The sequence below is a fragment of the Arachnia sp. genome (assembly GCF_057238465.1).
Genome location: NZ_DBHHFZ010000001.1, coordinates 284,490 through 307,318, shown reverse-complemented (window position 1 = coordinate 307,318; position 22,829 = coordinate 284,490). Strand labels below are relative to the sequence as shown.

The window sequence follows — 22,829 nt, the reverse complement described above, 5'->3', positions numbered from 1 at the left end:
CCGAACTCCGCCCGGTCCCCGCGTCGCCAGCGCCCGCAGTCCACCAGTTTCTCCCTGACCAGCACCGTTGCCACGATCCCGTGACACCAGCCACCCTCCATAATGGGCTTCATGGCGACGCCCGGCTGGTACCCAGATCCCGATGGTTCCAACACCCCCCGCTACTGGAACGGCAAGAACTGGGAGGATTCCTTCAGCGAGAAAACCGACGAGCGTTCCGCCTCCCGGAACAGCGTCTGGCTCTTCGGCGTGGGCGTGCTCACGCTGTTGGTAGTGGTTTCCGTGATCCTCTGGCAACCCTGGAAGAGCAACCCTTGGAGTTCCCCCACGGACAACAACTCGTCCCGCCCAACCGGCCGCCAGTGGGACGAGACCGTCCCCTCCGAGACCCCGACCTCCCCCCAGCCATCTGAAGGCCGGGGCCGCCCCACCGCGTGCCCGATAGCCCGGAACTCCTCCACCCCGGCCCCGCAGGACAACTGGTTCTCCTCCGGAGGCATCAGGTACCAAGGGGTTCCCGGCTGGAGGACCAATCAGGGAGACTACATCGACTTCGCCTCGGAACGCTCCGGCCAGGACAACCATGTGACGGGATCCTGGGTGGCCGTGACCGCGATCGGGCAACTGTCGAAGACGGACTACAGCGCCGACACCAGGACCGCCGCCAAACAGCTGATCAGCTGCCTGTCAACCTCCTACTACTACCTCCACCTGGAACGGGTCGAGACGCTGGAGGACAAATCCTTCCGCACCGCCGACGGGGTGGAGGGGTGGCTGATCAGAGCAAATTTCTGGAACGAACCCGGCCACTACGACGTGCTCGGCGACGAGGCGGTGGTGGTCATCCTCGACCAGGGAGCCGCCAACACCGTCACCCTTTTCCACACCCAGGCGCCCATCGGCGACTCCGCCAGGCAGGAGATGGTCAAGAAGAGCCTGGATTCCCTGGGCCGGGGCTGAACTGCTGATGCCGGAAGGCCTGTCGCGGGCTTTGCCGAGCAGTATCTAACATGGAGCCCATGGCTGCTCCTCCCGGCTGGTATCCGGATCCCCAGAACCCCCATCGCAAGCGCTACTGGGACGGCATCCGCTGGACGGTGCACGTGCAGAACCCGCCCGCCCTCAAGCCGACGACATCGGGTACTCCGCCCGACCCCCAACCCGGATATCCCGTTCAACCGCAGGTGCAGCCCGAAAAGCACGGCTACCCGCAGGTCCCGGAGCAACCGGCCTCAACGCCCCCTTCACCCAGGAATACCCGGCAAATCGTGCTGTGGATGGCGATGGGAATGGTCATGACCATGCTCATCGGGGGTGGCCTGCTGTTCCTGCTGAACAGGCAGCAGCCCACGAACCACCCCAGCCCCTCGGCTTCACAGAACACGACCCCGAGCGCCTCATCGACGGCCGGCGCCTCGGGAAGCTCCGACACGGGCATCAAGGTGGGTTATGCGATACGCGGGGAGAGCAACTGCCCGAAAACGGCAAACGACGCCCAAGGGGTGCTGGCCGATGGGCGCATCACGTCCCCGGGAGGCCTCAGCTTCCCGGAGATCCAGGGTTTCTCCGCCTCGCCGATCAACTACGGCTTCATCCACCAGTCGAACACGATGACGAAAACCTATTCGGGCCAGGAGGGGCAGGCGATCGTCACCGTCGGCACCCTGAAGACCGAGGACGGCTTCGACAACGCCATCAGCAGCGCGGTCCGGACCGTTCGATGCGTGATAGGCAATCCGAAGTTCTACAGCAACAACCCGACGGCCGAGGTGACCCAGATCACGGAGAACCAGAGCGACGGCACCGTGGTGCTCCAGGTCCACGTCCCGACCGAGGGCAGGGCCGGAAGCGCGGGGGACAAACTCGCTGTGGCGATCTACCCGGAGAAATCACGCAAGCAGGTGGTCCTCTCGCTCGTTCCCCAAGACGACTCCTCGGCCTTGGAGGCCGTCAACACCGCTCTGGCCGGGCTCAGCCTGAATTCGTAACACACCTAGTCACCCCGAAAACGGCGACTACCCGGGACCTACGATAAAGAACATGTCAACATCAGGTTGGTACCCGGATCCGCGCGACGATGGTCAGGAGCGGTTCTGGAACGGCACCGAGTGGACGGAACAGGTGAGACCGGCGGAGACCCCGCCGGGTGCCGGGACGCATTCAGTGGTGGTCCCACCGACACCGAGACGCAGCAACACGGTGCTGTGGGGTGTGCTGACGTTTATTCTGGCCATGATAGGTGGGGGCGGCTGGTGGTTGTCGACGGCCACCGGTCCGGCTCCCGCCACGAGTCCTTCAGCCACCGGGCCGGCCCAGCAGCCGCTCGCCAGCCGTTTCCCCACGAGGCACAGACCCAACCACGAGTCTCCTGCGACCCCTCCGGCTTCGGCCGCGACACAGGATCCGGGATCCTTGAAAGTCGGCGATGTTCTCCGCGGTACCCCGGACTGCCCGAACACGGCCACGGATTCGACCGGTACCCTCGGCGACGACGGCCGCATCGCGTCCGCGGGTGGGCTGAGTTTTCCCGCGATCGCGGGGTTCACCCCCACCAAGCTGGATTACGGGTTCATCCACCAGGCCAACACCGTCGTGAAACGCTACCCGGAAAGCAACGACCTGGTGGCGGCGGTGGCCGTCGGAACCCTTGAGCCCTCCGAGGGATTCACGGAGGTCGTTCCCGCCGCCGCGCGCGTCGTCGGTTGCTTGCTGGGGCGCGGTGTCTTCCACCAGCCCGGTGCCATGGCCGAGGTGATCGAAATCAATCACGACCCCGATGCCGTCGCCGTGTGGATGAACACGAGAATCCAGATAAGCGGGATCGCCGGGGTCAACACCAACAACATCTCGGTGTTCACCCATCTCGCCGACAACGGGGTCATGCATGTAGCGCTGGTCGTCGAACCGGATCACGACCCGGAGGGTGACACCGCCATCTGGACCGCCATTGAGGACCTGCGGCTGTCCTGACGACCAACCGTCCTGAATCCACGATTCGATCGCTACACTGTGGCCGCGTGAGTCCAGTAACCCCGTTCCAGGTCACCCCCCGCCTGGAGGTCCCAGCAGCGATCGCCCGGCCTCCGTACGTCGGAAAACGAGCCCCGAAACGCTACGAGGGCGACGACGTTCAGCCGCCGGAAATCATCGAGGCGATGCGGGAGGCCGGAGCCATCGCATGCGAGGCCATGCACGAGGCGGGCAGGGCGGTCCGTCCCGGGGTCACCACCGACGAACTCGACCGGATAGTCCACACCTACATCCTGGATCACGGCGCCTACCCGTCGACTCTCGGTTACCGCGGTTTCCCGAAGTCCTGCTGCACATCCGTGAACGAGGTGATCTGCCACGGCATCCCCGATCTGCGTCCCCTCGAGGACGGTGACATCGTGAAGATCGACGTGACGGCCTTCAAGAACGGGGTTCACGGCGACAACTGCTACACCTTCCTCTGCGGCGACGTGGACGAGGAGTCGCGGCTTCTCACGCAACGCACCCAGGAGGCCATGAACCGCGCCATCCAGGCGGTCAAACCGGGACGCCCCACCTCGGTGATCGGACGCGTGATCGAGTCCTACGCGAAACGATTCGGTTACGGCGTGGTGCGCGAGTACACCGGGCACGGCGTCCACACCGCCTTCCACTCGGGGTTGGTGATTCTCCACTATGACGAACCCCGCTACTCCACCAAGATCCGCCCGGGAATGACCTTCACCATCGAACCGATGCTGACCCTGGGTTCCCCCGAATCCGAGGTCTGGAAGGACGACTGGACCGTCGTCACCCTCGACGGCTCCCGCTGCGCCCAGTTCGAACAGACCCTGGTGGTGACCGAGACCGGGGCCGAGATCATCACGGCTCCCCGCAGCTGATCACCCGGGTCAGTCGTCCGGGCCTTCCCGGAAGGTGTGCACGAGCTGAGCCACTCCTGCCAGTCCCAGCAGGATCCCGGTCGCGATCAGGAGGAACGGTGGGGCTTCCCTGAGCAAGGAGGACGTCCTGGTGCCGTATTCACTCTGCACCTTGCCCGCGCTGATTCCGATGAGGGTCAGCAGGATCCCGGCACAGATCTGAGCAGCACCCACCAGCGCTCGATGAACCCTGCCGGCATCCCATTTGTCGGGGCTCCTGCGCTCCCTTCTGTGATCTTCCGCGGCGAATCCAAACGACCCAGAAGGTTGGCTGGGGGGTATTGGTGGCAACAGGGTCATGTTCTCTCCAAGGCCAGCGCCCATGGCGACGGTCACACAGCTTCCAGCAACGCTAGTGCACGCATCCCGGCGAAACCAAGGTGTTCACGCCCCCGAAAACAGGCCACCCGCCACGACGGCAGGGCGAACAATGTGGTTCTGCAACCCTGACGTGCCCATGGCCCGGCCTTTCGGGGACGAGCCGGCCTGTAAGCCGGATTTTGTCTGACGGTGACCATCCATCTGAGGCCCGCCGTTGCCGACGGGCTCCTGCAACCTACCCGGAAACCTCGCGCGAGCAGCGCTCAGACGGTTTCCGCGGCCAGCGGACTGGCCTTCTTGGTCTTGCTCCGGGTGGGGTTTACCGAGCTGCGCCGGTCACCCGACGCACTGGTGGTCTCTTACACCACCGTTTCACCCTTACCCGGCCCTGAGGCCGGGCGGTCTGTTCTCTGTGGCACTGTCCCGCGGGTCACCCCGGGTGGGTGTTACCCACCACCCTGCTCTGCGGAGTCCGGACTTTCCTCAGCCCGGTTTCCCGGGCCGCGATCACCCGGCCGACTCGTCCTGGCAGCAATTTTAGCTCCCCCAGCGGCCTCAAGCAGCATGGGAGAACACCGTCCTGCCCTCGCTGAGATCCACCTCCTCCAGCCGCACCCGAACCGCCCGGCCGGGTTCACGGCCCTCCGCGGGCAGTTTCGCCTCCACAGCCGGATCGGCGATCTGGAAGGTTCCCATCCCGGACCTCGGATTGACATCGATGAGGACCGCGTCGAAGACCTCACCCACCCGCGCCTGGAGGACCAGCGCCTCCGTCAGGTCCACCAGCGCATGTTCCCAGGCCCGGGCCCGCCGGTTGCTGGCCGCCATCAGCTCCGGCAGCCCGGCGAGGTTCTCACGCACCCATCCGGGAACCGGTTCTCCCTGCCCGATGCTCACGCAGATCTCGGACGCGAAACGATCCACCAACCGACGCAGAGGTGCGGTGACATGGGTGTAGCGGGCCGCCAGGGCGGCGTGTCCCAGGTCGTCGCCGGGCAGCGAACCATCGAAACTCCGGTAACCGGCACCCCGGAACAGCGAGGCGCAGCGGGCGAGCACCGCGAGTTCCGCGGGTTCCCCCGGTTCCAGCCCCCGGACGAATTCCGGGTACGACTGCGAGATGGGCCAGTCAACCCCCAGCGCCCCGGCGCTGAGACGAAGGCGATCGACCGCATCGGGAGCGGCGGCCGGCAGGGTTCGCAGGATCCCGACCGCTGCGCCCACCATGAGTTCTGCGGCGGCCATGCCGGTCAGGAGCGAGACCTGGGCGTTGTGTCTCTCCACCGGGAGCGGGGAGCGAAACCTCGTCAGCCAGGTTCCGTTCTCCGCGATGATCTCCTGTCCGGGCAGGTTGAGGGAGACTCCCCCGCGTTCGGCCTCAAGGCGTTGCCGCAGTTCACCGAAAACGGGTAGCAGTGCGACGCTCGGGTGCGCCCGACCCGCATTCACATCCGCCTGGACCTCCTCGTAGGAGAGCTTCGCGTGCGAACGGATCATGGCCCGCTCGACACCCACCCCGGTGGGCACCCCGTCGGCATCCAGATCGTGGGTCCACAGCACCGCCGGGCGGGGTCTGCCATCGGCCAGCAACGATCCGATCTCTTCCGAGAAGGAATCGGGATACAGCGGCACCTTGGCCCCGGGCGCGTACAGCGTCTCCCCGCGTCGCCTCGCCTCGGTCTCCAGAACGGATCCCGGCCTCACCCACGCTGCAACATCCGCGATGGCATAGTGAACCCGGTATCCCGACCCGTTCCGTTCGATCCGGACGGCCTGGTCCAGGTCCTTGGATGCGGCGGGATCAACCGTGACGAGTTCCACATCGGTCCGGTCGGTGTGTCCAGGAAAACCGGGCGGGTTGTCCCGGAGGTTCGCCACCTCCTCAAGCGCCTTCCCGGTAAAACCGGCAGGCACGTCCAGCCTGCCGCGCAGCTGGGCGAGCCCCTCCAGGACAGCGCTGGGAATCTCCGGTGAGACCCTGAGTTCGCGGCTCGGCATCAAAGACCCGAATCAGCTGTCCGAACGAGAATCCGGTCACACTCGACGCACCTGAGCACCTCGTTCTCCGGGGCCTTCCGGTACGTGTCGAGGTCCGAGACGGTGAGTTCCAGCTGACATCCGCCGCACCTGCCGCGGTGCAGCCTGGCGGCCCCGAGGCCGCTGTGCGCGCGGATTTTCTCGTAGAGTGCCAACAGCGGGGCGGGCACCTTCTTGGCCTCGGAGGCCCTGCTGGAAGCGATGACCTTCGCCTCGCCGCTCAACCTGCCCACCTCGGCATCGCGGGCGGCGACATCGACGCGCAGTTCGTCCTCGACTTTCTTCTTGCGGACGGCCAGTTCGTCGCGTTCCGCGGTGGCCTCCTCAAGCTGCCCCATCAGATCGAGTTCGGCATCCTCCAGCTCGGTTATCCGCCGTTTGATGCGCTCCACCTCCTCCACGAGTCCGCGTAGCACCTTCGGATCCGTGACGGAACCGTCGTCCACCCTCCGGCTCTCCCTGTCCAACCGGGCCCGCACCGGCACCAGATCGGATTCCGCCCGGTGAACCGAGAGCTCCAGGTCCTGGGTGCGGGTGGTCGCAGCCACCAGATCGTCGGTGACCGCCTGCCGGGTCGTCATCAGCTCAGCGATGCGGGCGTGCTGCGGCAGGGTCTTGGCGGTGTGTTGCAAACGCCCGATCTCGGAGTCGAGTTCAGCCAAGGTCAGTAGGTGTTGCTGGTCAGCGGGGTCTGCGAGCATGCGTTTCCTTCCAACGTTCTGGAACGTAAATCTACCGGGAATTAAACTCATGCCTCATGAGCACAGAGCAGGTAGACAGCCACGAGGCGAAAGATCGCACAGACAACCGGAAGTCCCCGTACTCGGAGGCCTTCAAGAAGTTCATCGTCTCAGGTTGGGCGCCCTACTCGGAGGTTCCGCCCGAGCGGTTGGCGGCCGCCGATTGGACACCCGCCCGCTGGGCCTCTCTGCGCGAGGCCTTCCCCGGCGCGACCCTCGTGATCCCTGCCGGGCCGTACAAGGTGCGTTCCAACGACTGCGACTACCGGTTCCGCCCCCATTCCACCTTCGCCTGGGTGACCGGGTTGGGTGAGGACCGGGAACCCGATGCGGTTGCCGTGGTCTCCCCCACCAGTGTCTGCCTGTACTTCCGGCCTCGCTGCCCCAGGACTGACGAAGAGTTCTACGCCTCCAGCCGGTACGGGGAGATGTGGGTCGGCCAGCGTGACTCCCTGGAGGAGATGGCCGCCCGGGTCGGTTTCCCCTGCCGGGATCTGCGTCAGCTGAAGGACGAGCTTTCCGGGGTCGTCGGGCTGCGTGTGGTACGCGAGGCCGACCCGGAGATCACCGCCATGATCGACGAGCTGCGCGGCGGCCAGGCGCAGGACGCGGACGCCGAACTGTTCCGCACGCTCTCCGAGCTGCGCCTGGTCAAGGACGACTTCGAGGTCGAAGAACTGCGCCGCGCCTGCGAGGCCACCCGGGTGGGTTTCGAAGCGGTTGCCCGCGAGCTGCCGAACGCCGTGGCAGGCGGTCGCGGCGAACGCTGGGTGGAGGGGGTTTTCAGCCTGCACGCCCGTCACCTGGGCAACAACGTCGGCTACGACACCATCTCCGCAGGTGGTGATCACGCCAACACCCTCCACTGGATCCGCAACGACGGCGACATCCTGAACGGTGACCTGCTGCTGCTGGACGCCGGGGTCGAGGTCAACTCGCTGTACACGGCGGACGTGACCCGCACGCTGCCGGTCAACGGCCGTTACACCGACGCGCAGCGCCGCGTCTACGAGGTGGTTCTGGCGGCCCAGGAGGCAGGTATCGCGGCCTGCCGGGCGGGCAATGGTTTCCTGGATCCGCACCGCGCGGCCATCCGGGTGATCGCGGAGTTCCTGGCGGAGATCGGTGTGCTGCCCTGCTCGGTCGAGGAAACCCTCGCCGACGACGGCGGCTATCACCGGCGCTGGATGGTGCACGGAACGTCGCATCACCTGGGCCTGGACGTCCACGACTGCGCCGCCGCCCGTCGGGAGAGGTACCGTGACGCGGAGCTGCTGCCGGGCATGGTGATCACGGTGGAACCGGGTCTCTACTTCAAGTCGACCGATCTTCTCGTGCCCGAGGAGTACCGCGGCATCGGGGTGCGCATCGAGGACGACATCCTCATCACCGAGGGAGATCCCGAGAACCTGTCGGCCTCGCTGCCCCGCGCGAGCAGGGACGTGGAGGCCTGGCTGGCTCGTTTGAAGGATTGACCACCGACAACCCCGCCTCGGTGGAACCATCCCGTCGAGGCGGGCCCTTCTCAGGTTCGGAAACGTATCTCGTCAGTCGTCGGGAAGTTCCGTCCTGGACTCCCGGGCCACCCGGTCCATGAACGCGCGCAGCAGATTCGCCGTGGTGTCCGGGGCGGCCACCGTGACCTGGTGGGAAGCCTCCGGGATCACGGACAGCTGGGCGCCGGGCACGGTGGCCGCGACCAGTTCTTGGTTCGCGATCGGTGTGGAGCTGTCGCGATCCCCCGCGATGAGAAGCAGCGGGCAGCGGATGTCCGCCAGGTCGGCGCGCAGGTCGTGGTGCGCCAGGCAGCGGCAGAGCTGCGCGTAGGAGTGGTCGTCCGCCGCGGCCAGGCCCTCCATGATGGCGGTCGTGACGCGGGGATTGGCCGCCTTGAACGCCGGGGTGAACCAGCGTTTCGAGGTTTCTTCCAGCAGCTGCTGGGTACCGGAGGTCTCAACGAGTTCGGCGCGCTCCACCCATCGGTCGGGTTCCCCGACGGTTGCCGCCGAGCACAGAACCGCGACCCCGGCCAGTTCATCGGCGTGATCACGTGCCAGGTGCAGGCCGGTCGCTCCGCCTATGGAGAGCCCCGCGAAGAACACGGGAAGCTCCCCGACCTGTTCCCGGACCTCGTGAACAACGTCCATGATGGCCGAGGCCACCACGTCCAGGGTTGGTTCGTCCTCATCATCCCAGACCTCGCTCAGCGCATGGCCGGGGTAGTCGATGAACACCACTCGGGCGTCGCTGGTCAAGAGCTCCGCGACCTTCGCCCACTGGTGTGAACAGTTCCCGCCGAGGCTGGGGGCCACCACGAGGATGCGGTCGGCGCGGCTGGCGGGGTTGTACAGATCCCAAGTCAAGTCCATACCAGAAACCCTACTCAGTTGGTCCCGGTCGCCCTGTACCCGGGCCACTTGGCAAGCATCTCGCGCGCCTCGGCTGCCACCTTGTGCTCACACAGCACCTCGTAACCGGTGGCCACCACCTGCCGCATCGACTCGAAGTCTCGCCGCCCACCGCTCAGCGCATAGGCCAGGGCCGCGGAGAGCATGCCGAAGCTGACACCGAGCCCGAGCCCGGCCAGGATCAGCGACAGGAAGGTGTTTTCGCTCTGCATGAACAGGTAGAACATCAAACCCACGATGATCCCGGTGCCGAAACCCGAGATGGCTCCCTGAATCAGGACGGAACTCCAGGTGCGTCTGCCCACCACGCGTTCCACCGATTTCAGGTTGGTTCCCACGATCATCAGGTTCTCCACCGCAAACTTCGAATCGGACAGGAAATCGACCGCCGCCTGGGCCTCCTCGTAGGTGCCGTAGCTCCCGACGCGTTGGGGATAGTCCAGCTCGAACAGCCTGCTGGTGGAAACAATCGGGGTGAATCGTCGGGGCGGAACGGCGGGGGTCATCTTGGCTCCTGGTCGGTGTCCGGCAGGCACTTACGCACTGCTCAAGTGTAGATTCATGCCCATGAGCGCCAAGAAATCCGCGGTTTTCATCTCCCGCCTGGTCGGTCTTCCCGTGGTCGACGCGGCGGGCGATCAGGTGGGGCGCGTCAAGGACGTGGTCTTCCACCTGCGAACCGGCACCCTGGCACCCCGGGTGCGTGGCCTGGTGGTCGAATTGTTCGCCCGACAACGGATCTTCGTGCCCATGATCCGGGTGCACAACATAACGGTCAACCAGGTTGCCATCCTCGGTCAGGTCGACACCCGCCGCTTCAAGAAACGCGAAACGGAATGGCTGGTGGCCGCCGACCTGTTCGATCGTCCCGTTCCCCGCGACGTCCCGACCCGGATCTACGACGTCTCGATGATCCAGGTGCGCAACCGCGAATGGGAGCTGTTCCAGATCGCCATCACGAGCCGCACCAGGGTGAGCCGTTTCGGTTTCGGTGGCCGCCGCGTCACCGACATCATTCAGTGGAACCAGGTTCCGGACCTGGTTTTGATGACCGGCCGGTCCCCGGAACACCTGGTGGCGAAGTTCTCGGACATGAAACCCGCGGACATCGCCCAGGAGCTGCACGACCTCGACCCGGATCGCCTGGTGGACGTCGTCAAGGCCCTTGACGACGAGACCCTGGCGGAGGCCCTCGAAGAGCTTCCCGGTGACGAACAGATCGAGCTGATCTCGAAACTGGAGACGAATCGTGCCGCCGATGTGCTGGCGGAGATGGATCCGGACGACGCCGCGGACCTCATCAAGGACCTCCCGGAGGCGGTCGCGGAGGACCTGCTCGAGCGCATGGAACCGGAGGACGCCTCCGACGTGCGCCGGCTGCTGGTCTACGGCGAGTTCACCGCCGGCGGCATGATGACCCCCGAGCCGGTGGTGCTGGGCACGGACGCGACCGTGGCGGAGGCCCTGGCCCGCATCCGCGAGGAGCAGCTGACCCCGGCCCTGGCCTCGATGGTGTTCGTCACCCGCCCTCCGTTGGAGACCCCGTCGGGCCGCTACGTGGGTGCGGTGCACTTCCAGCAGCTGCTGCGGGCCGCCCCCACCCTGATGGTGGCCACCATGATGGACCACAACCTGGAGCCCCTGAGTCCCGACTCGCCCCTGGCGCAGGTGTCACGTTTCTTCGCCACCTACAATCTGGTGGTCGCGCCCGTGGTGGACTCCGAGGGGGCGCTCGTCGGGGCGGTGACCGTGGATGATGTCCTCGACCACATGCTGCCCGACGACTGGCGCGGAACCCAGATGGACGAACTCGTGGAGGTGAGCCATGGCTGAGCGCAGCCCCCTGTCGGAGCCCCTGTCGGAACCGCGGTCGAGGCGGCGTCGGCTGATGCCGAAGGTGATCCTCGACTCGGAGGCCTTCGGCGAGTTCGCGGAGGCCGCCGCTCGTTTCATGGGAACCGGCAAGTTCATCGCCTACATGACGGTTTTCGTGGTGGTGTGGGTGACCCTCAACGTGGTCGGCATCTACGGCTTCCGCTGGGATGTCTACCCGTTCGTCCTGCTGAACCTGTTCTTCTCGACGCAGGCCTCCTACGCGGCCCCCCTGATCCTGCTGGCGCAGAACCGGCAGGAGGTGCGGGACAAGCTGAGCCTCGACGAGGACCGCCGTCTGGCGGCCCAGTCGCGAGCCGACATGGACTTCCTGGCCCGCGAGATCGCCGCCATCCGGATGCACCTGGGGGAGCTGGCAACCCGCGACTTCGTGCGTTCCGAACTGCGTTTCGAACTGCGTGAACTCACGGAACGCCTGGAACAGGCCGTCAACGAGAAAAGGGAGGAACCATGAGCGAACCCCAGTCGATCAGCTGGTATTCCGTGGTGCTGTTAGCTGGGCACCTGGTGATGGCGGGAGTGGCCACATGGTCGCTCTGGGTGATCGGTTCGGGTCTCTGGGTCGGGGCCGGAGCGGCCCTGCTGCTGTTGGTGGCCTACGGTTTCCTGTGGCGGCTCCGCCTGGCCCCCGCCGCCCAGAACCGTTTCGCCTACCGGCAACGGTTGACCGTGCATCTGATTCTCGGCCCCGCAGTGGTGGTGCTTGCCGTCCTGACATCCCTCTGGCTGCCCGCCCTGGTTGGGGGCAGCATGGCGCTGCTGGGAGACGCCCTGGCGTCCCGCGCCGATTCGACTGGGCTGGAAACCAACTGAACTGTGCGGGAGTATTGAGGGGTGACGAATGAGAACCCTCTTCTTCCTCTGGTCCGAGCTGCACTGCACACCGTCGAGGATCCCGAAATTCGCCGCCCGATAACCGACCTGGGCATGGTCGATGAGTTGACAGCCGACGATGAAGGGCAGATCTTCATCCGGGTTCTGTTGACCGTTCCCGGGTGTCCGATGCGCACCGAGATAACCAAACGCGTGACCGAGGCCGTGGAGACCGTCGAGGGTGTCAATGGCGTGCACGTCGAGCTCGGTGTGATGAATGACGAACAACGAGCCGCGATGCGACAGCTGCTGCGCGGCGGTCAACCGGAACGCGAGATCCCGTTCGCCAAACCGGGAAACCTGACGAAGGTGATCGCGGTCGCTTCCGGAAAAGGCGGGGTCGGGAAGTCCTCGGTCACGGTGAACCTGGCCCTGGCCCTCGCGAAGGCCGGCCGCAGCGTCGCAATCCTCGACGCCGACATCTACGGCCATTCCATCCCCGACATGCTGGGTTTGGGCGATTCCCGCCCGACGGTCGTCGACGACATGATCCTGCCGGTCCCTGCCGCAGAAGGGCTGAAGGTGATCTCGGTGGGCATGCTGAAACCTTCCCGTGACCAGGTGGTCGCCTGGCGCGGCCCCATCCTGGACCGGGCCCTCACGCAGCTGCTGGCCGATGTTTTCTGGGGTGATGTGGATTTCCTGCTCCTTGATCTCCCACCGGGAACCGGCGATGTCGCGATGAGCCTGGGACAGAAGATCCCGAACTCCGAGGTGCTGGTCGTGACCACCCCGCAGCTCGCCGCATCCGAGGTTTCCGAACGGGCCGGCACGATGGCCCACATCCTCAAGCAGAAGGTGCTCGGGGTGGTTGAGAACATGAGCTGGCTGGAGTTCACCGCCCCCGACACCGGGAAGTCCTACCGGATCGAGCTGTTCGGCTCGGGAGGCGGGGTTCTGGTGGCGGAGGCCTTGAGCGAGCGGCTCGGATACGAGGTGCCGCTATTGACCCAGGTGCCCTTCGACGAGGCTCTCCTGGCGGGTGGGGACAGGGGCGAGCCCATCGTGCTCAGCGCCCCGGACCATCCGGCCGCGCAGGCCCTGTTGAAGCTGGGCCAGGAACTGGCGAATCGCAGCCGGAACCTGTTGGGACGGATGCTGCCCGTCAGCCCGGTGTGATCAGGTCGCTTCCGGGTCGTAGGGGGCGGTCAGGGGTTTGGGCGGAGAGGTTTCGGGCACCGCATCCGCCGGACCGGGTTTCGCCGCCGCAGCGGCCGTCACGTCCGCGGCGGCGGCCTTCGCGGCACTACCCGTGGTGGAGATCTCGCGTTTGGCCTCCTCGATGGCCGCGATCTCCTCGCGCATGTGCTTGGCGACGAACTTTTTGGGGTTCAGGTCCTCGATCTTGAGGTCGGAATACTCGGGCCCGAGTTCTTCGCGCAGCTGCGTCTGGGCATTGTTCGCGATCCCCCGGAGCGCCACGAACACCCGGGCCGCCTTCCGCGCGAACGAGGGAAGCTTCTCAGGCCCGAACATGACGACGCCGAGTACCAGAAGAAGAATCAGCTCGGTGGCGTCGATGTTGAACACACGCTCAGGCTACTCGCGGCCGGGCGTTCAACCAATCCCGACCAGCCGCCCCAGGCCACTTCCCATGCGTTCCAGCAGGCCGAACTTGTTCTCCCGCAGCTTCGGCAACGCCTTGCAAGCCTCCGCCATCAGTGCCCGCGGACCGTTGGTCGCCACGGAAACCACACCTTCGCCCACCTGCCAGGCGGCCACCTGGGGCAGCCCGGGCGAGTTGTCGGAAACCCGGGATCCACCCGCCAGCACACCCGGGGTCCATGAGACGCTCAGGGTGCGCACACCATCGGAGTAGACCAGCCGCTGGTAGACGCTCTCCCCCTCGCCGGAACCGGCGCGGGCCACCAGGGGAAGGCCTCCCAGTTCCATCGGGCACTCCGGCAGACCCACACACCATCCGGAAGTGCTGGCGCTGGAGACGGATTCCATCGGGTAGGGCTGGGTGGAGTCCGTGGCCAGTTGAGCCGTCCCGATGTTGATACTGACGAATCCGAAGACCAGCATCGGACGCCCCGTCGTGTCGTAACGCTCAACCCACAGCGGAAGCCCCGTCTCGTCGTCGAGCCACCAGCGCGCCACGAGATACCCGTCGCCGCGGGCCTCGACAACGGACGCGCTGCGCCCCGCCACCCTGTCCGAACTCTGGTAGGTGTAGAACTGCCAGCCGGTTTCAGCGAGGGATGAACAGCAACCCATCGTCGGGACGAACCAGGAGAGGAAACGTTCCCCGGTCCCGTCCAGGACCGCCAGAGTGGCTCCTTCTCCCGCGACGACGTCGACCTCCACGTCGTTCGGCCGGTGAACACCGTCGCCATCCATCAACCAGACCCGCTGCCGTCCGGAATATGTGATGCTCTGCCCGTTGTTGCCGAGCCGGGTCATCGCGTTGTTCTCGTCGATCGGGACGGCCTGGCCGAGATCGAGGACGCGGGGACTGAGCTGCGTTGCTGCACCGGGCCTGGCGCCTCGTTCACGCGCCCAGTGCACGGCACCGACTCCCTGTCCGACGCTGATGGTGGTCAGCGCCAGCGAGTACTGTTCCCGCGCCGCCCTGATCGGATCACCCACGACCGCGGGCTCCTTCGCAAGCGCCAGGGAGAGCATCATCAGCGTCGCCAGCGCAACGGTGGCGGCCATGCCACCGCGGATCAGGCGCCCACCGAGGCTACGGCAACGTGACCCTTTCTCGGTCAGGTACAGCGGCTGGTCGCACTCGTTTCCCGCAATGCCCTGGAGTCTTTCGGCCAGGGTTTCGGGCAGGGGGGCGGCGGCCCGGCAGGAGTTCAGTCTGGAACGCACCCTCCGTAGCTCGTCGACGATGGCGGAGCATTCCGGGCACCGGATCAGGTGTTCACTGAGCTGGTTGAGGCGGCGTTCGGGCAGGGTCCGGTCGACGAACCCGGAAAGGTCGTCCTTGTAGCGGCGACATTCGTTTCCCCGCACCTCCTATGACACCCCGAGGTATCGGGCATGGTCCTCGCTCGGTGCGCGATGGGCGAGTGCGTCACGCAGCTGGGCGCGTCCGCGGGCGATCCGGCTGCGCACGGTGCCGAGCTTGATGCCCAACACCTCCGAGATCTCCTCGTAGCTCATTCCCTCGATGTCGCAGAGCACGACGGCGACGCGCTGCTCGGGTTTCAGGGCCGCCAAGGCATTCGCCACGTCGGCGTCCAGGGCCCCGTCCGCGTGGAGCTCCTCGGGGCTGCGGTCCTGTCCCCAGACGTGTTCCGGTGCCGAGCTCAGGGCATCCATGCGGATCCGTTGCCGGCGCCGCGCGGAATCCAGGAACAGGTTGGTGGTGATGCGGTGCAGCCAGCCCTCGAGAGTGCCGGGTCGGAAATTGTGGATCGACTTGAACACCCGGACGAACACGTCCTGGGTGAGGTCCTCGGCATCGTGGCAATTGCCGGTGAGCCGGTAAGCCAGGCGGTAGACCTGCGCCGAGTGGTCCCGGACCAGTTCCGCCCAGGTGGGCGCAACCCAGTCCGGCTCGTTCGGCCTCGCCTTGTTGCGGAACACGCCTCGCCTCTCCATGGAAAACAATCTGGCACCTCATCCTGTGAGGAACCTGTGTGTGAAGCGTTCCACGCCTCTCACCAACCTTCAACGCACGGCGGCGAGGCTTTGTTCCCAACGGGTTTCCGCCACCGGGCAGGGCCTTCAGGTCCCTGTGAGTTTTCCGGGAAAACGCTCAGAGTTGGGTGTCCAGAATCCCCAGGAAACGTTCCAGGACCTCCGGGGCGACCGTTCCCATGGGAGGGCGACACCTCCCGACATCGAAGCCGCGGCGGTTCAGGGCCGCCTTGACCATCATCGTTCCCTGGGTGGCGAAAACCCCCCGGAAGACCGGCAGCAGCTGGGCGTTGAGTTGCCGCGCCTGTTCGAGGTCCCCCGCGACGAACGTGTCGATGAGCGCGCGGACCTGGGGGCCCGAGAAGTGCGTGGACGTCCCCACCACCCCTGCCCCACCAACGGCCAGCAACGGCAACAGGTAGGCGTCGTCGCCCGCGTAGTAGGTCAGCGTGGTGTTGGCGATCACGACCGAGGACGAGCAGATATCCGCCTTGGCGTCCTTGACCGCCGCGATCCTGGGATGGTCCGCCAGGCGCACCAGCGACGCCTCCGGAATCGGGATCCCCGTGCGGTGCGGGATGTCGTAGAGCATGAGGGGGAGTTCGGTGGCGTCGGCGACGGCGAGGAAATGAGCTTCGAGCGCATCAACGGGAGGGCGCGAGTAGTAGGGGGTCACCACCAGCAGCCCGTCGGCACCGGCCTCCGCGGCCTGCCCCGCGAGTTCGATCGTGTGGCGCGTGTCGAAGGTGCCGACCCCGGCCACCACCGAGGCGCGGTCCCCGACCGCCTCGACCACCGCCTTGAGCAGTTCCTGTTTCTCCTCGTCGCTGGTGGTGGGGGATTCCCCGGTGGTTCCGTTGATCACCAAGCCGTCGTGTCCCTGCCCATCCACCAGGTGCCGGGCCAACCGGACCGCCTCGGCGAGGTTCACGCTCCCGTCCGGCCCGAACGGGGTGATCATGGCGGTCAGCAGCCGCCCGAAAATGGGCTGTTCCGGACTTGCAGGCATGGTTCAGGCCTCCTCGAAAGTGACGAGCAATTCCTCGTCGTGGATGTTTTCCTGCCCGGTCATCGCCGACGACGCCAAGCCGGACCCATGTGATGCAGCGGTATCGGCACCCCCCAAACGCCGACCGGCAGCAACGACCAACTGCTGCGCACCGCCCGGGTTGTCGGCGTCGGCCACATGACTCATGCGGTTCAGGATAGAGCCTCCACGGATAAGGGCATTGATCTGGGTAGAGTTGCCGTGTGACTCACATAGCTGATTCTCCCATTCCGGCGCCGACTGCGGAGAGCTGGAGCTTCGCCGAGGCCCACTCCCCCATCGCCGATGGTCTTCAGCAGGCCCGGGTGGAGGCGGCTCAGGCCGGGCTCACCCCGGTCAGTCAGGGTGTGGCCTCCACCCTCACCGTACTGGCCAAGGCCGTGAATGCGCGAACCGTGGTCGAGATCGGTACCGCGCTGGGCACCTCCGCCCTGCCCCTGCTCGCCGGGATGACCTCCGACGGAGTGCTGACCAGCATTGACTCCGAGGCCGACAACCAGCTGCCGGCACGGTCCTTCCTGAACGCCGCGGGCTATCCGCCGTCCCGTTGCCGGCTGATCGCGGGCGCTCCCTTGGAGATCCTTCCGAAGCTGCGGGACGGCGCCTACGACATCGTCTTCATCAACGGCGACAAACTGGAGTACGTCGAGTACGTGGCCGCCGCCCTGCGCCTGCTGCGCCCCGGCGGTCTCCTGATCATCCATGACGTGCTCTGGTACAACACCGTCGCCGATCCGGGCCGGGAGGGCGACGAAACCATAATCATCCGCGAGGCCCTCGACGCGGTGAGGGCCGCCGACAGCTACACCACCACCCTGCTCACGGTGGGCAACGGCCTGCTGGTGGCTGTCAAGGACTGAGGAGCCACCAGCTGGCGAACGATGGCCGCCCGGGTGGATTCCATCCCACCCGGGCGGCCATCGGTGTTTTCTCTCAGTCCCGCGGGACGACGGTGTCCTTGCCGACGACGACCACACCATTGGGTGAGACGTGGAAACCACGCTCCCGGTCGTGGTCGTGGTCGACACCGATCTGCGCTCCGTCGGTGACGATCACGTGCTTGTCGAGGATGGCGCGGCGCACGACCGCGTCACGACCCACGTTCGCGCCGTCCATCAGCACGGAGTCCGAAACCTGCGACCACTTGTCGATGCGCACATTCGGACCGAGCACCGTGCGGTCCACCTCGCCGCCGGAGATGATGCATCCGGGATTGACGATGGAGTCCTCCGCCTTTCCGCGGATGACGAACTTCGCCCCGGGTGCCTGGGGCTGGTTCGTCAGCAACGGCCAGTCCTTGTTGTAGAGGTTGAATTCCGGCTCGATGGACACCAGGTCCATGTGGGCCTCGTGGTAGGCGTCGATCGTGCCGACGTCCCGCCAGTAGTTGAGGTCCTTCTCCGTCGCGCCGGGAACCACGTTGTCCTTGAAGTCGTAGACCTGTGACTGTCCCTGGGCGGTGAACCACGGGACGATGTCACCGCCCATGTCGTGTTTGGCCGTCGGGTTCTCCGCATCTGCCCTGAGCGCCTCCACCAGAGCATGACGGGAGAAGATGTAGTTGCCCATCGAGGCGAACGACTCGTCCGGCGAGTCCGGCAGCCCCGGCGGGTCGGCCGGTTTCTCCAGGAAGCTCTTGATGCGCTTGTCCTTCCCCGCATCGATGATGCCGAACGCGCTGGCCTCGCTGCGGGGCACACGAATGCCCGCGACGGTGCAGCCAAGCCCGGAATCGATGTGAGCATCCACCATCTGCTCGATGTCCATCCGGTAGATGTTGTCCGCACCGAACACGACGACGTAGTCGGGATTGGCGTCTCGGATCAGGTTGAGCGACTGGTAGATGGCGTCGGCGGACCCCTGGTACCAGCGGGGCCCCAGACGCTGCTGGGCGGGGACGGGCGTCACGTAGGCGCCCAACAAGGTCGAGAACCGCCACGTCATGGAGATGTGCCGGTCCAAGGAGTGGGATTTGTACTGGGTCAGGACCGCGACCTGGGTCAACCCAGAGTTCGCGAGATTGGACAGGACGAAGTCGATGAGCCGATAGCTGCCTCCGAACGGCACCGCTGGCTTGGCGCGATCGGAGGTCAGCGGCATCAACCTCTTCCCCTCGCCGCCGGCGAGGACGATTGACAGGATCTTCGGGCGTGCCACCATGTTTGAAACCTAGCGCTTCGCCGGGTCCCTCACAACAGATTCGGAAAGATATCATTGCGAAGCATGAAACTGTCGCTGCTGACTCGCGAGTATCCACCATCGATCTACGGCGGCGCTGGGGTCCATGTCGCCCAGCTCGTCCCGCAGCTCAGGAAGTTCATCGAAGTCGATGTTCACTGCATGGGAGAGCCCCGCGACGGCGCTGTCGCACATCCCGAAACCTGGCCGGCCGACGCGAACGCGGCCCTGCGGGTGTTGGGAGCCGACCTGTCCATGGCGGCCGCGGTCGCCGACGACACCGATGTGCTGCACTCCCACACCTGGTACGCGAACATGGGCGGTCACCTGGCCGGGCTGATGCTGGACCGCGCCCACGTCGTCACCTCGCACTCCCTCGAACCGCACCGCCCCTGGAAGGCAGAACAGCTGGGAGGCGGCTACCGGGTCTCGTCCTGGGCGGAGAAGACCGCCTTCGAGGCCGCCGACGCCGTCATCTCCGTCTCCGAGGGGATGCGCAAGGACGTTCTCGCCTCCTACCCGGACCTGGACCCCGACAGGGTGTTCGTGGTCAAGAACGGAATCGATCCCGACGAGTTCAAACCTGACACCGGCACCGATGTGGTGCAGGACCTGGGTATCGACCTGGACAGCCCGACCGTGGTGTTCGTGGGCCGCATCACCCGCCAGAAGGGGCTGATCCATCTGGTTCGGGCGGCCCAGCAGTTCGATCCCGAAACCCAGGTGGTGCTGCTAGCGGGTGCCCCCGACACCCCCGAGATCGCCGCCGAGTTCGACGGCGCGTTCGCTGAGCTCCAGGCCAGGCGCAGCGCCCCCGTGATCTGGGTACCGGAGATGCTTCCCCGGGCCTCAGTGAGGCAGGTCATGACCCACGCGACGGTTTTCGCCTGCCCGAGCGTCTACGAGCCCCTGGGCATCGTGAACCTGGAGGCGATGGCCTGCGAGACCGCGGTCGTCGCATCCGCGGTGGGTGGAATCCCGGAGGTGGTCGTCGACGGCACCACGGGCCTGCTCGTCCCCTACGACCCGGCCCGGGCATCCGATCCTAAGTTCATCTCCGCATTCGAGGCCGATTTCGCGACCAAGGTGAACCGTCTCACCAGCGATCCCGCTCTCGCCGAAAAATTCGGGAAGGCGGGTAGGCAGCGCTGCATCGACGAGTTCTCGTGGGAGCAGATCGCGAAGGAGACCATCACGGTCTACGAAAAGGCCATCGCCTTCCACAAATCCCGCTGACAACGAGGATCGCCCGGGAGACCAGCTCCCGGGCGATCCCATCAACACGGATCCAGCTGCTCAGCCAACGACACCCCTCAATGCGTTGAGCAGGTCGGTTGCCTCCGTTGCATTCATCTCGACCACCAGTCGCCCACCGCCATCAACGGGAACACGCATCACGATGCCGCGTCCCTCCTTCGCGACCTCCATGGGTCCGTCTCCCGTGCGGGGTTTCATCGCTGCCATGTGCCAAACCTCAATCCTTGGAGTCCAAGTGAACTCCTCCATTATTCCGCATCCGCGAAGTCCCTGATGCATCAGATGGCTCCGAGGCAACCGGCGGCAATCCCCCGGGGGCGGCGACGGCCCCGGATGTGGGCGATCCGGAACGCAACCCGAGGTCCTCGGCGATCCTGCTGATCACCGCATCCACCGCCTGCATGTCGTAGCCCCCGACGACCACGTCGAACTGGGGCGGATGCTGCGGCGGGTGATGCCGGGCCTCCTCCAGGAAACCGTCCACCTGCCCCTTCTCGTATCCGACGGAGACGCTCGGCAGGCGCAGCCGCTCCATGAACTCGGCCCCAAAAGGCAGGTCGGGGATGAACCCCTTGGGTCGGTCGTTCATCGGTTCCGGCATCTCACCGAGCCGTCCCGTCCCCGCCCAGGCGGCCAGGGCGATCACCACCATGAAAACGACCCCGAAAACCCAGACCATGCCCCAACCCTACCGATTCAGCCCTGAACGGGAGAGCCCATGGCGGCAACCGCTTCGCCGACGTCATCGGTGAGGGTGATCAGGTCGAGATCGCCCGGGCTGACGAAACCCTCGGCTTCGACCTCCTGCCTGATCCAGTCGAGCAGCGGCCCCCAGAAGCGGCTGCCGAAAAGCACCACCGGGAAATGGGTCACCTTGCCGGTCTGGATCAGGGTCAGCGACTCGAACAACTCGTCGAGGGTGCCGAAACCACCGGGCATCGCGATGAATCCGCGCGAGTACTTGAGGAACATCGTCTTGCGGACGAAGAAATAGCGGAAGTTGATGCCGAGCCCGACGTACGGGTTGAGCCCCTGCTCGTGGGGAAGTTCGATGCCGAGGCCCACGGACATGCCACCTGCCTCGGTGGCTCCCTTGTTGCCGGCCTCCATGATGCCGGGTCCGCCACCGGTGATGACGGCGAACCCCCGCTCCGCGAGGTCCCGGGCGATCTGTTCCGCGGCCCGGTACATCGGATCCGTGGGGGCGGTTCGCGCGGAACCGAAGATGCTGACGGCGGCGGGCAGCTCGTGGAGGGTGTCGAATCCCTCCACGAACTCGGACTGGATGCGCAACACCCGCCACGGATCCTTGCTGGCCCATTCGTCCCCGTCGGAGCCGAGCAGCGCCTCGTCGGCGGTCGGCACCTCCTCACGGGCCTGGCCACGAAGCACCACGGCTCCTTGGCGGCGTTCGGTCATTCGGGTTCCTCCTTCAGGCAAGCCAGCGGCGAAGGCCATCGGCACAGGTTCTCAGGTGTTCGGCGGGGCAGCGTTCGTCGTCGCGGTGGGCCAGCGAGGGATCCCCGGGACCGTAGTTGACCGCGGGAATCCCGAGGGCGGAGAAGCGGGACACATCGGTCCAGCCGTACTTGGGGAAAGCCTCCCCGCCGACCGCGTTGACGAACTCCTGAGCGAGTGGCCTGTCCAGCCCGGGCCGGGCTGCCGGGGAGAGATCGGTCACCTCGAAGGTGTAGCCGTCGAAGACCTCCTCCAGATACCCCAGGGCCTCGTCGAGACTCTTGTCGGGCGCGAACCGGTAGTTGATCTCCACCCACGCCTCGGGGGGGATGACGTTACCAGCCACTCCCCCGCCGATGCGAACGGCGTTCAGCCCCTCCCGGTACTCCAGACCTTCCACCTCGATCCGTTTCGGCTCGTGGGCCGCGAGCCGCGCGAGCACGTCCGCCAGGCCGTGGATGGCGTTGTTGCCCATCCAGGCGCGGGCACTGTGGGCGGCCCTGCCCTCGGCGGTGATCCTGACGCGGATGGTTCCCTGGCAGCCCCCCTCGACCCGGGCGCCGGTGGGTTCCATCAGGACGGCGAAATCCGCCTCGAGCAGGTCGGGGCGGTTGCCCGCCAGCCGCCCGAGGCCGTTCAGGGAGGCGTCCACCTCCTCGTGGTCGTAGAACACCCAGGTGATGTCGAAACGGGGCCGGTCGAGTTCGCAGGCGAGCTTCAACGCGACCGCCACCCCACCCTTCATGTCCACGGTGCCCCTGCCGTGGATCACGACCCCCTCCGGGGTCTCCTCCACCGTGCTCGGCAGGTTTCCGGCCACCGGGACGGTGTCCAGGTGACCGGCGATCAGCACCCGTTGCCCGCGACCGAGCCGGGTCCGGGCCACCACGCAGTCGCCGTCGCGCGCCACTTCGAGATGGGGCTGGGCGCGAAGCACCTCCTCCACCAGATCCGCGAGCCGTTTCTCGTTCCCGGAGACGCTCTCGACATCGACGACGGCGCGCAGCAGGGTCACGAGATCGGTACCGGGATCGAGAATCATGGCTGCGAGCCTACTGCCACGAACACCATCGGCGCTCGTGGCCGGGGTTCTCATCCGTCACGCCAA

The 22,829-nt window shown here is 66.1% G+C and carries 26 protein-coding genes and 1 other RNA gene; 11 read left to right on the top strand and 16 right to left on the bottom strand.

Going from position 1 to position 22,829, the window contains the following annotated elements:
* The first annotated feature begins 111 nt into the window (after nt 1-111).
* From ACO6D6_RS01380 to map, 4 genes are read left to right on the top strand one after another with little or no spacing between them, the layout of a single operon-like run.
* The gene (locus ACO6D6_RS01380; protein ID WP_484782635.1) at nt 112-960 is read left to right on the top strand and encodes a DUF2510 domain-containing protein; all 849 of its coding nucleotides are present in this window, start codon (nt 112-114) and stop codon (nt 958-960) included.
* A 59-nt stretch (nt 961-1,019) separates the two neighbouring features.
* On the top strand, nt 1,020-1,988 hold the full coding sequence (locus ACO6D6_RS01375) for a DUF2510 domain-containing protein (protein WP_484782634.1): 969 nt from the start codon (nt 1,020-1,022) through the stop codon (nt 1,986-1,988).
* 52 nt (nt 1,989-2,040) lie between these two features.
* Nucleotides 2,041-2,970, top strand: a complete 930-nt coding sequence (locus ACO6D6_RS01370) for a DUF2510 domain-containing protein (protein ID WP_484782632.1) — start codon at nt 2,041-2,043, stop codon at nt 2,968-2,970.
* A 47-nt stretch (nt 2,971-3,017) separates the two neighbouring features.
* Nucleotides 3,018-3,872, top strand: coding sequence for a type I methionyl aminopeptidase (map, locus tag ACO6D6_RS01365; protein WP_484782631.1), 855 nt, complete (start codon nt 3,018-3,020; stop codon nt 3,870-3,872).
* 9 nt (nt 3,873-3,881) lie between these two features.
* On the opposite strand, the gene ACO6D6_RS01360 is transcribed toward map, so the two are convergent.
* The 4 genes from ACO6D6_RS01360 to ACO6D6_RS01345 form a co-directional block, all read right to left on the bottom strand.
* Entirely contained in the window at nt 3,882-4,085 is a 204-nt protein-coding gene (locus ACO6D6_RS01360; RefSeq protein ID WP_484782629.1) for a hypothetical protein, read from the bottom strand.
* Nucleotides 4,086-4,384: 299 nt separating this feature from the next.
* An RNA gene (rnpB, locus tag ACO6D6_RS01355) (RNase P RNA component class A) lies at nt 4,385-4,755 on the bottom strand.
* Between the two features lie 32 nt (nt 4,756-4,787).
* Entirely contained in the window at nt 4,788-6,230 is a 1,443-nt protein-coding gene (locus ACO6D6_RS01350; protein WP_484782628.1) for an RNB domain-containing ribonuclease, read from the bottom strand.
* The gene (locus ACO6D6_RS01345; RefSeq protein ID WP_484782626.1) at nt 6,230-6,970 is read right to left on the bottom strand and encodes a zinc ribbon domain-containing protein; all 741 of its coding nucleotides are present in this window, start codon (nt 6,968-6,970) and stop codon (nt 6,230-6,232) included. Before ACO6D6_RS01345 ends, ACO6D6_RS01350 begins: the two co-directional genes overlap by 1 nt.
* Nucleotides 6,971-7,026: 56 nt before the next feature.
* Between ACO6D6_RS01345 and ACO6D6_RS01340 the strand changes: the two genes are divergently transcribed.
* Nucleotides 7,027-8,484, top strand: coding sequence for an aminopeptidase P family protein (locus tag ACO6D6_RS01340; RefSeq protein ID WP_484782625.1), 1,458 nt, complete (start codon nt 7,027-7,029; stop codon nt 8,482-8,484).
* A 72-nt stretch (nt 8,485-8,556) separates the two neighbouring features.
* On the opposite strand, the gene ACO6D6_RS01335 is transcribed toward ACO6D6_RS01340, so the two are convergent.
* The gene (locus ACO6D6_RS01335; protein ID WP_484782623.1) at nt 8,557-9,378 is read right to left on the bottom strand and encodes an alpha/beta fold hydrolase; all 822 of its coding nucleotides are present in this window, start codon (nt 9,376-9,378) and stop codon (nt 8,557-8,559) included.
* A gap of 14 nt (nt 9,379-9,392) precedes the next feature.
* Nucleotides 9,393-9,923: a YflT domain-containing protein gene (locus ACO6D6_RS01330; protein WP_484782621.1), complete on the bottom strand. Its 531-nt coding sequence runs from the start codon at nt 9,921-9,923 to the stop codon at nt 9,393-9,395.
* 55 nt (nt 9,924-9,978) lie between these two features.
* Here ACO6D6_RS01330 and ACO6D6_RS01325 point away from each other — a divergent pair, with 55 nt between their 5' ends.
* Genes ACO6D6_RS01325 through ACO6D6_RS01310 form a run of 4 tightly spaced genes read left to right on the top strand, consistent with a single transcriptional unit; the run spans nt 9,979 to nt 13,302 of the window.
* Nucleotides 9,979-11,250, top strand: coding sequence for a magnesium transporter MgtE N-terminal domain-containing protein (locus tag ACO6D6_RS01325; RefSeq protein ID WP_484782619.1), 1,272 nt, complete (start codon nt 9,979-9,981; stop codon nt 11,248-11,250).
* Entirely contained in the window at nt 11,243-11,764 is a 522-nt protein-coding gene (locus ACO6D6_RS01320; protein WP_484782618.1) for a DUF1003 domain-containing protein, read from the top strand. The genes ACO6D6_RS01325 and ACO6D6_RS01320 overlap by 8 nt, the downstream gene beginning before the upstream one ends.
* Complete coding sequence (locus ACO6D6_RS01315) at nt 11,761-12,123, top strand: hypothetical protein (protein ID WP_484782616.1); 363 nt, start codon at nt 11,761-11,763, stop codon at nt 12,121-12,123. Before ACO6D6_RS01320 ends, ACO6D6_RS01315 begins: the two co-directional genes overlap by 4 nt.
* A 21-nt stretch (nt 12,124-12,144) precedes the next feature.
* On the top strand, nt 12,145-13,302 hold the full coding sequence (locus ACO6D6_RS01310; protein ID WP_484782615.1) for an Mrp/NBP35 family ATP-binding protein: 1,158 nt from the start codon (nt 12,145-12,147) through the stop codon (nt 13,300-13,302).
* Here the strand turns inward: ACO6D6_RS01310 and ACO6D6_RS01305 are convergent, their stop codons facing one another.
* The 5 genes from ACO6D6_RS01305 to ACO6D6_RS01285 all read right to left on the bottom strand — a co-directional run bounded on the left by ACO6D6_RS01305 (nt 13,303) and on the right by ACO6D6_RS01285 (nt 16,975).
* Complete coding sequence (locus ACO6D6_RS01305) at nt 13,303-13,713, bottom strand: sec-independent translocase (RefSeq protein ID WP_484782614.1); 411 nt, start codon at nt 13,711-13,713, stop codon at nt 13,303-13,305.
* A 27-nt stretch (nt 13,714-13,740) separates the two neighbouring features.
* Entirely contained in the window at nt 13,741-15,150 is a 1,410-nt protein-coding gene (locus ACO6D6_RS01300; protein ID WP_484782613.1) for a zf-HC2 domain-containing protein, read from the bottom strand.
* A gap of 3 nt (nt 15,151-15,153) precedes the next feature.
* A complete protein-coding gene (gene sigE / locus ACO6D6_RS01295; RefSeq protein ID WP_484782612.1) occupies nt 15,154-15,741 on the bottom strand; it encodes an RNA polymerase sigma factor SigE in 588 nt (195 codons plus the stop codon).
* A 157-nt stretch (nt 15,742-15,898) separates the two neighbouring features.
* A complete protein-coding gene (gene dapA / locus ACO6D6_RS01290; protein ID WP_484782610.1) occupies nt 15,899-16,789 on the bottom strand; it encodes a 4-hydroxy-tetrahydrodipicolinate synthase in 891 nt (296 codons plus the stop codon).
* Nucleotides 16,790-16,792: 3 nt separating this feature from the next.
* The gene (locus tag ACO6D6_RS01285) at nt 16,793-16,975 is read right to left on the bottom strand and encodes a hypothetical protein (RefSeq protein WP_484782608.1); all 183 of its coding nucleotides are present in this window, start codon (nt 16,973-16,975) and stop codon (nt 16,793-16,795) included.
* 56 nt (nt 16,976-17,031) lie between these two features.
* Between ACO6D6_RS01285 and ACO6D6_RS01280 the strand changes: the two genes are divergently transcribed.
* Nucleotides 17,032-17,688, top strand: coding sequence for an O-methyltransferase (locus tag ACO6D6_RS01280; protein WP_484782607.1), 657 nt, complete (start codon nt 17,032-17,034; stop codon nt 17,686-17,688).
* 73 nt (nt 17,689-17,761) lie between these two features.
* Here the strand turns inward: ACO6D6_RS01280 and glgC are convergent, their stop codons facing one another.
* Nucleotides 17,762-18,988, bottom strand: coding sequence for a glucose-1-phosphate adenylyltransferase (gene glgC, locus ACO6D6_RS01275; RefSeq protein ID WP_484782605.1), 1,227 nt, complete (start codon nt 18,986-18,988; stop codon nt 17,762-17,764).
* A gap of 63 nt (nt 18,989-19,051) precedes the next feature.
* On the opposite strand from glgC, the gene glgA reads away from it, so the two are divergent.
* A complete protein-coding gene (gene glgA / locus ACO6D6_RS01270; protein ID WP_484782604.1) occupies nt 19,052-20,242 on the top strand; it encodes a glycogen synthase in 1,191 nt (396 codons plus the stop codon).
* Between the two features lie 60 nt (nt 20,243-20,302).
* Here the strand turns inward: glgA and ACO6D6_RS01265 are convergent, their stop codons facing one another.
* The 4 genes from ACO6D6_RS01265 to dapE are packed head-to-tail and all read right to left on the bottom strand — an operon-like array spanning nt 20,303 to nt 22,763.
* Entirely contained in the window at nt 20,303-20,470 is a 168-nt protein-coding gene (locus ACO6D6_RS01265) for a DUF3117 domain-containing protein (RefSeq protein WP_071162211.1), read from the bottom strand.
* Between the two features lie 10 nt (nt 20,471-20,480).
* Nucleotides 20,481-20,942, bottom strand: coding sequence for a hypothetical protein (locus ACO6D6_RS01260; RefSeq protein WP_484782601.1), 462 nt, complete (start codon nt 20,940-20,942; stop codon nt 20,481-20,483).
* A 17-nt stretch (nt 20,943-20,959) separates the two neighbouring features.
* Complete coding sequence (locus tag ACO6D6_RS01255) at nt 20,960-21,682, bottom strand: LOG family protein (protein ID WP_484782599.1); 723 nt, start codon at nt 21,680-21,682, stop codon at nt 20,960-20,962.
* A 13-nt stretch (nt 21,683-21,695) separates the two neighbouring features.
* Nucleotides 21,696-22,763 carry a succinyl-diaminopimelate desuccinylase gene (dapE, locus tag ACO6D6_RS01250; protein WP_484782598.1) on the bottom strand — a complete coding sequence of 356 codons (1,068 nt, stop codon included), beginning with the start codon at nt 22,761-22,763 and terminating at the stop codon, nt 21,696-21,698.
* Nucleotides 22,764-22,829: the final 66 nt, after the last annotated feature.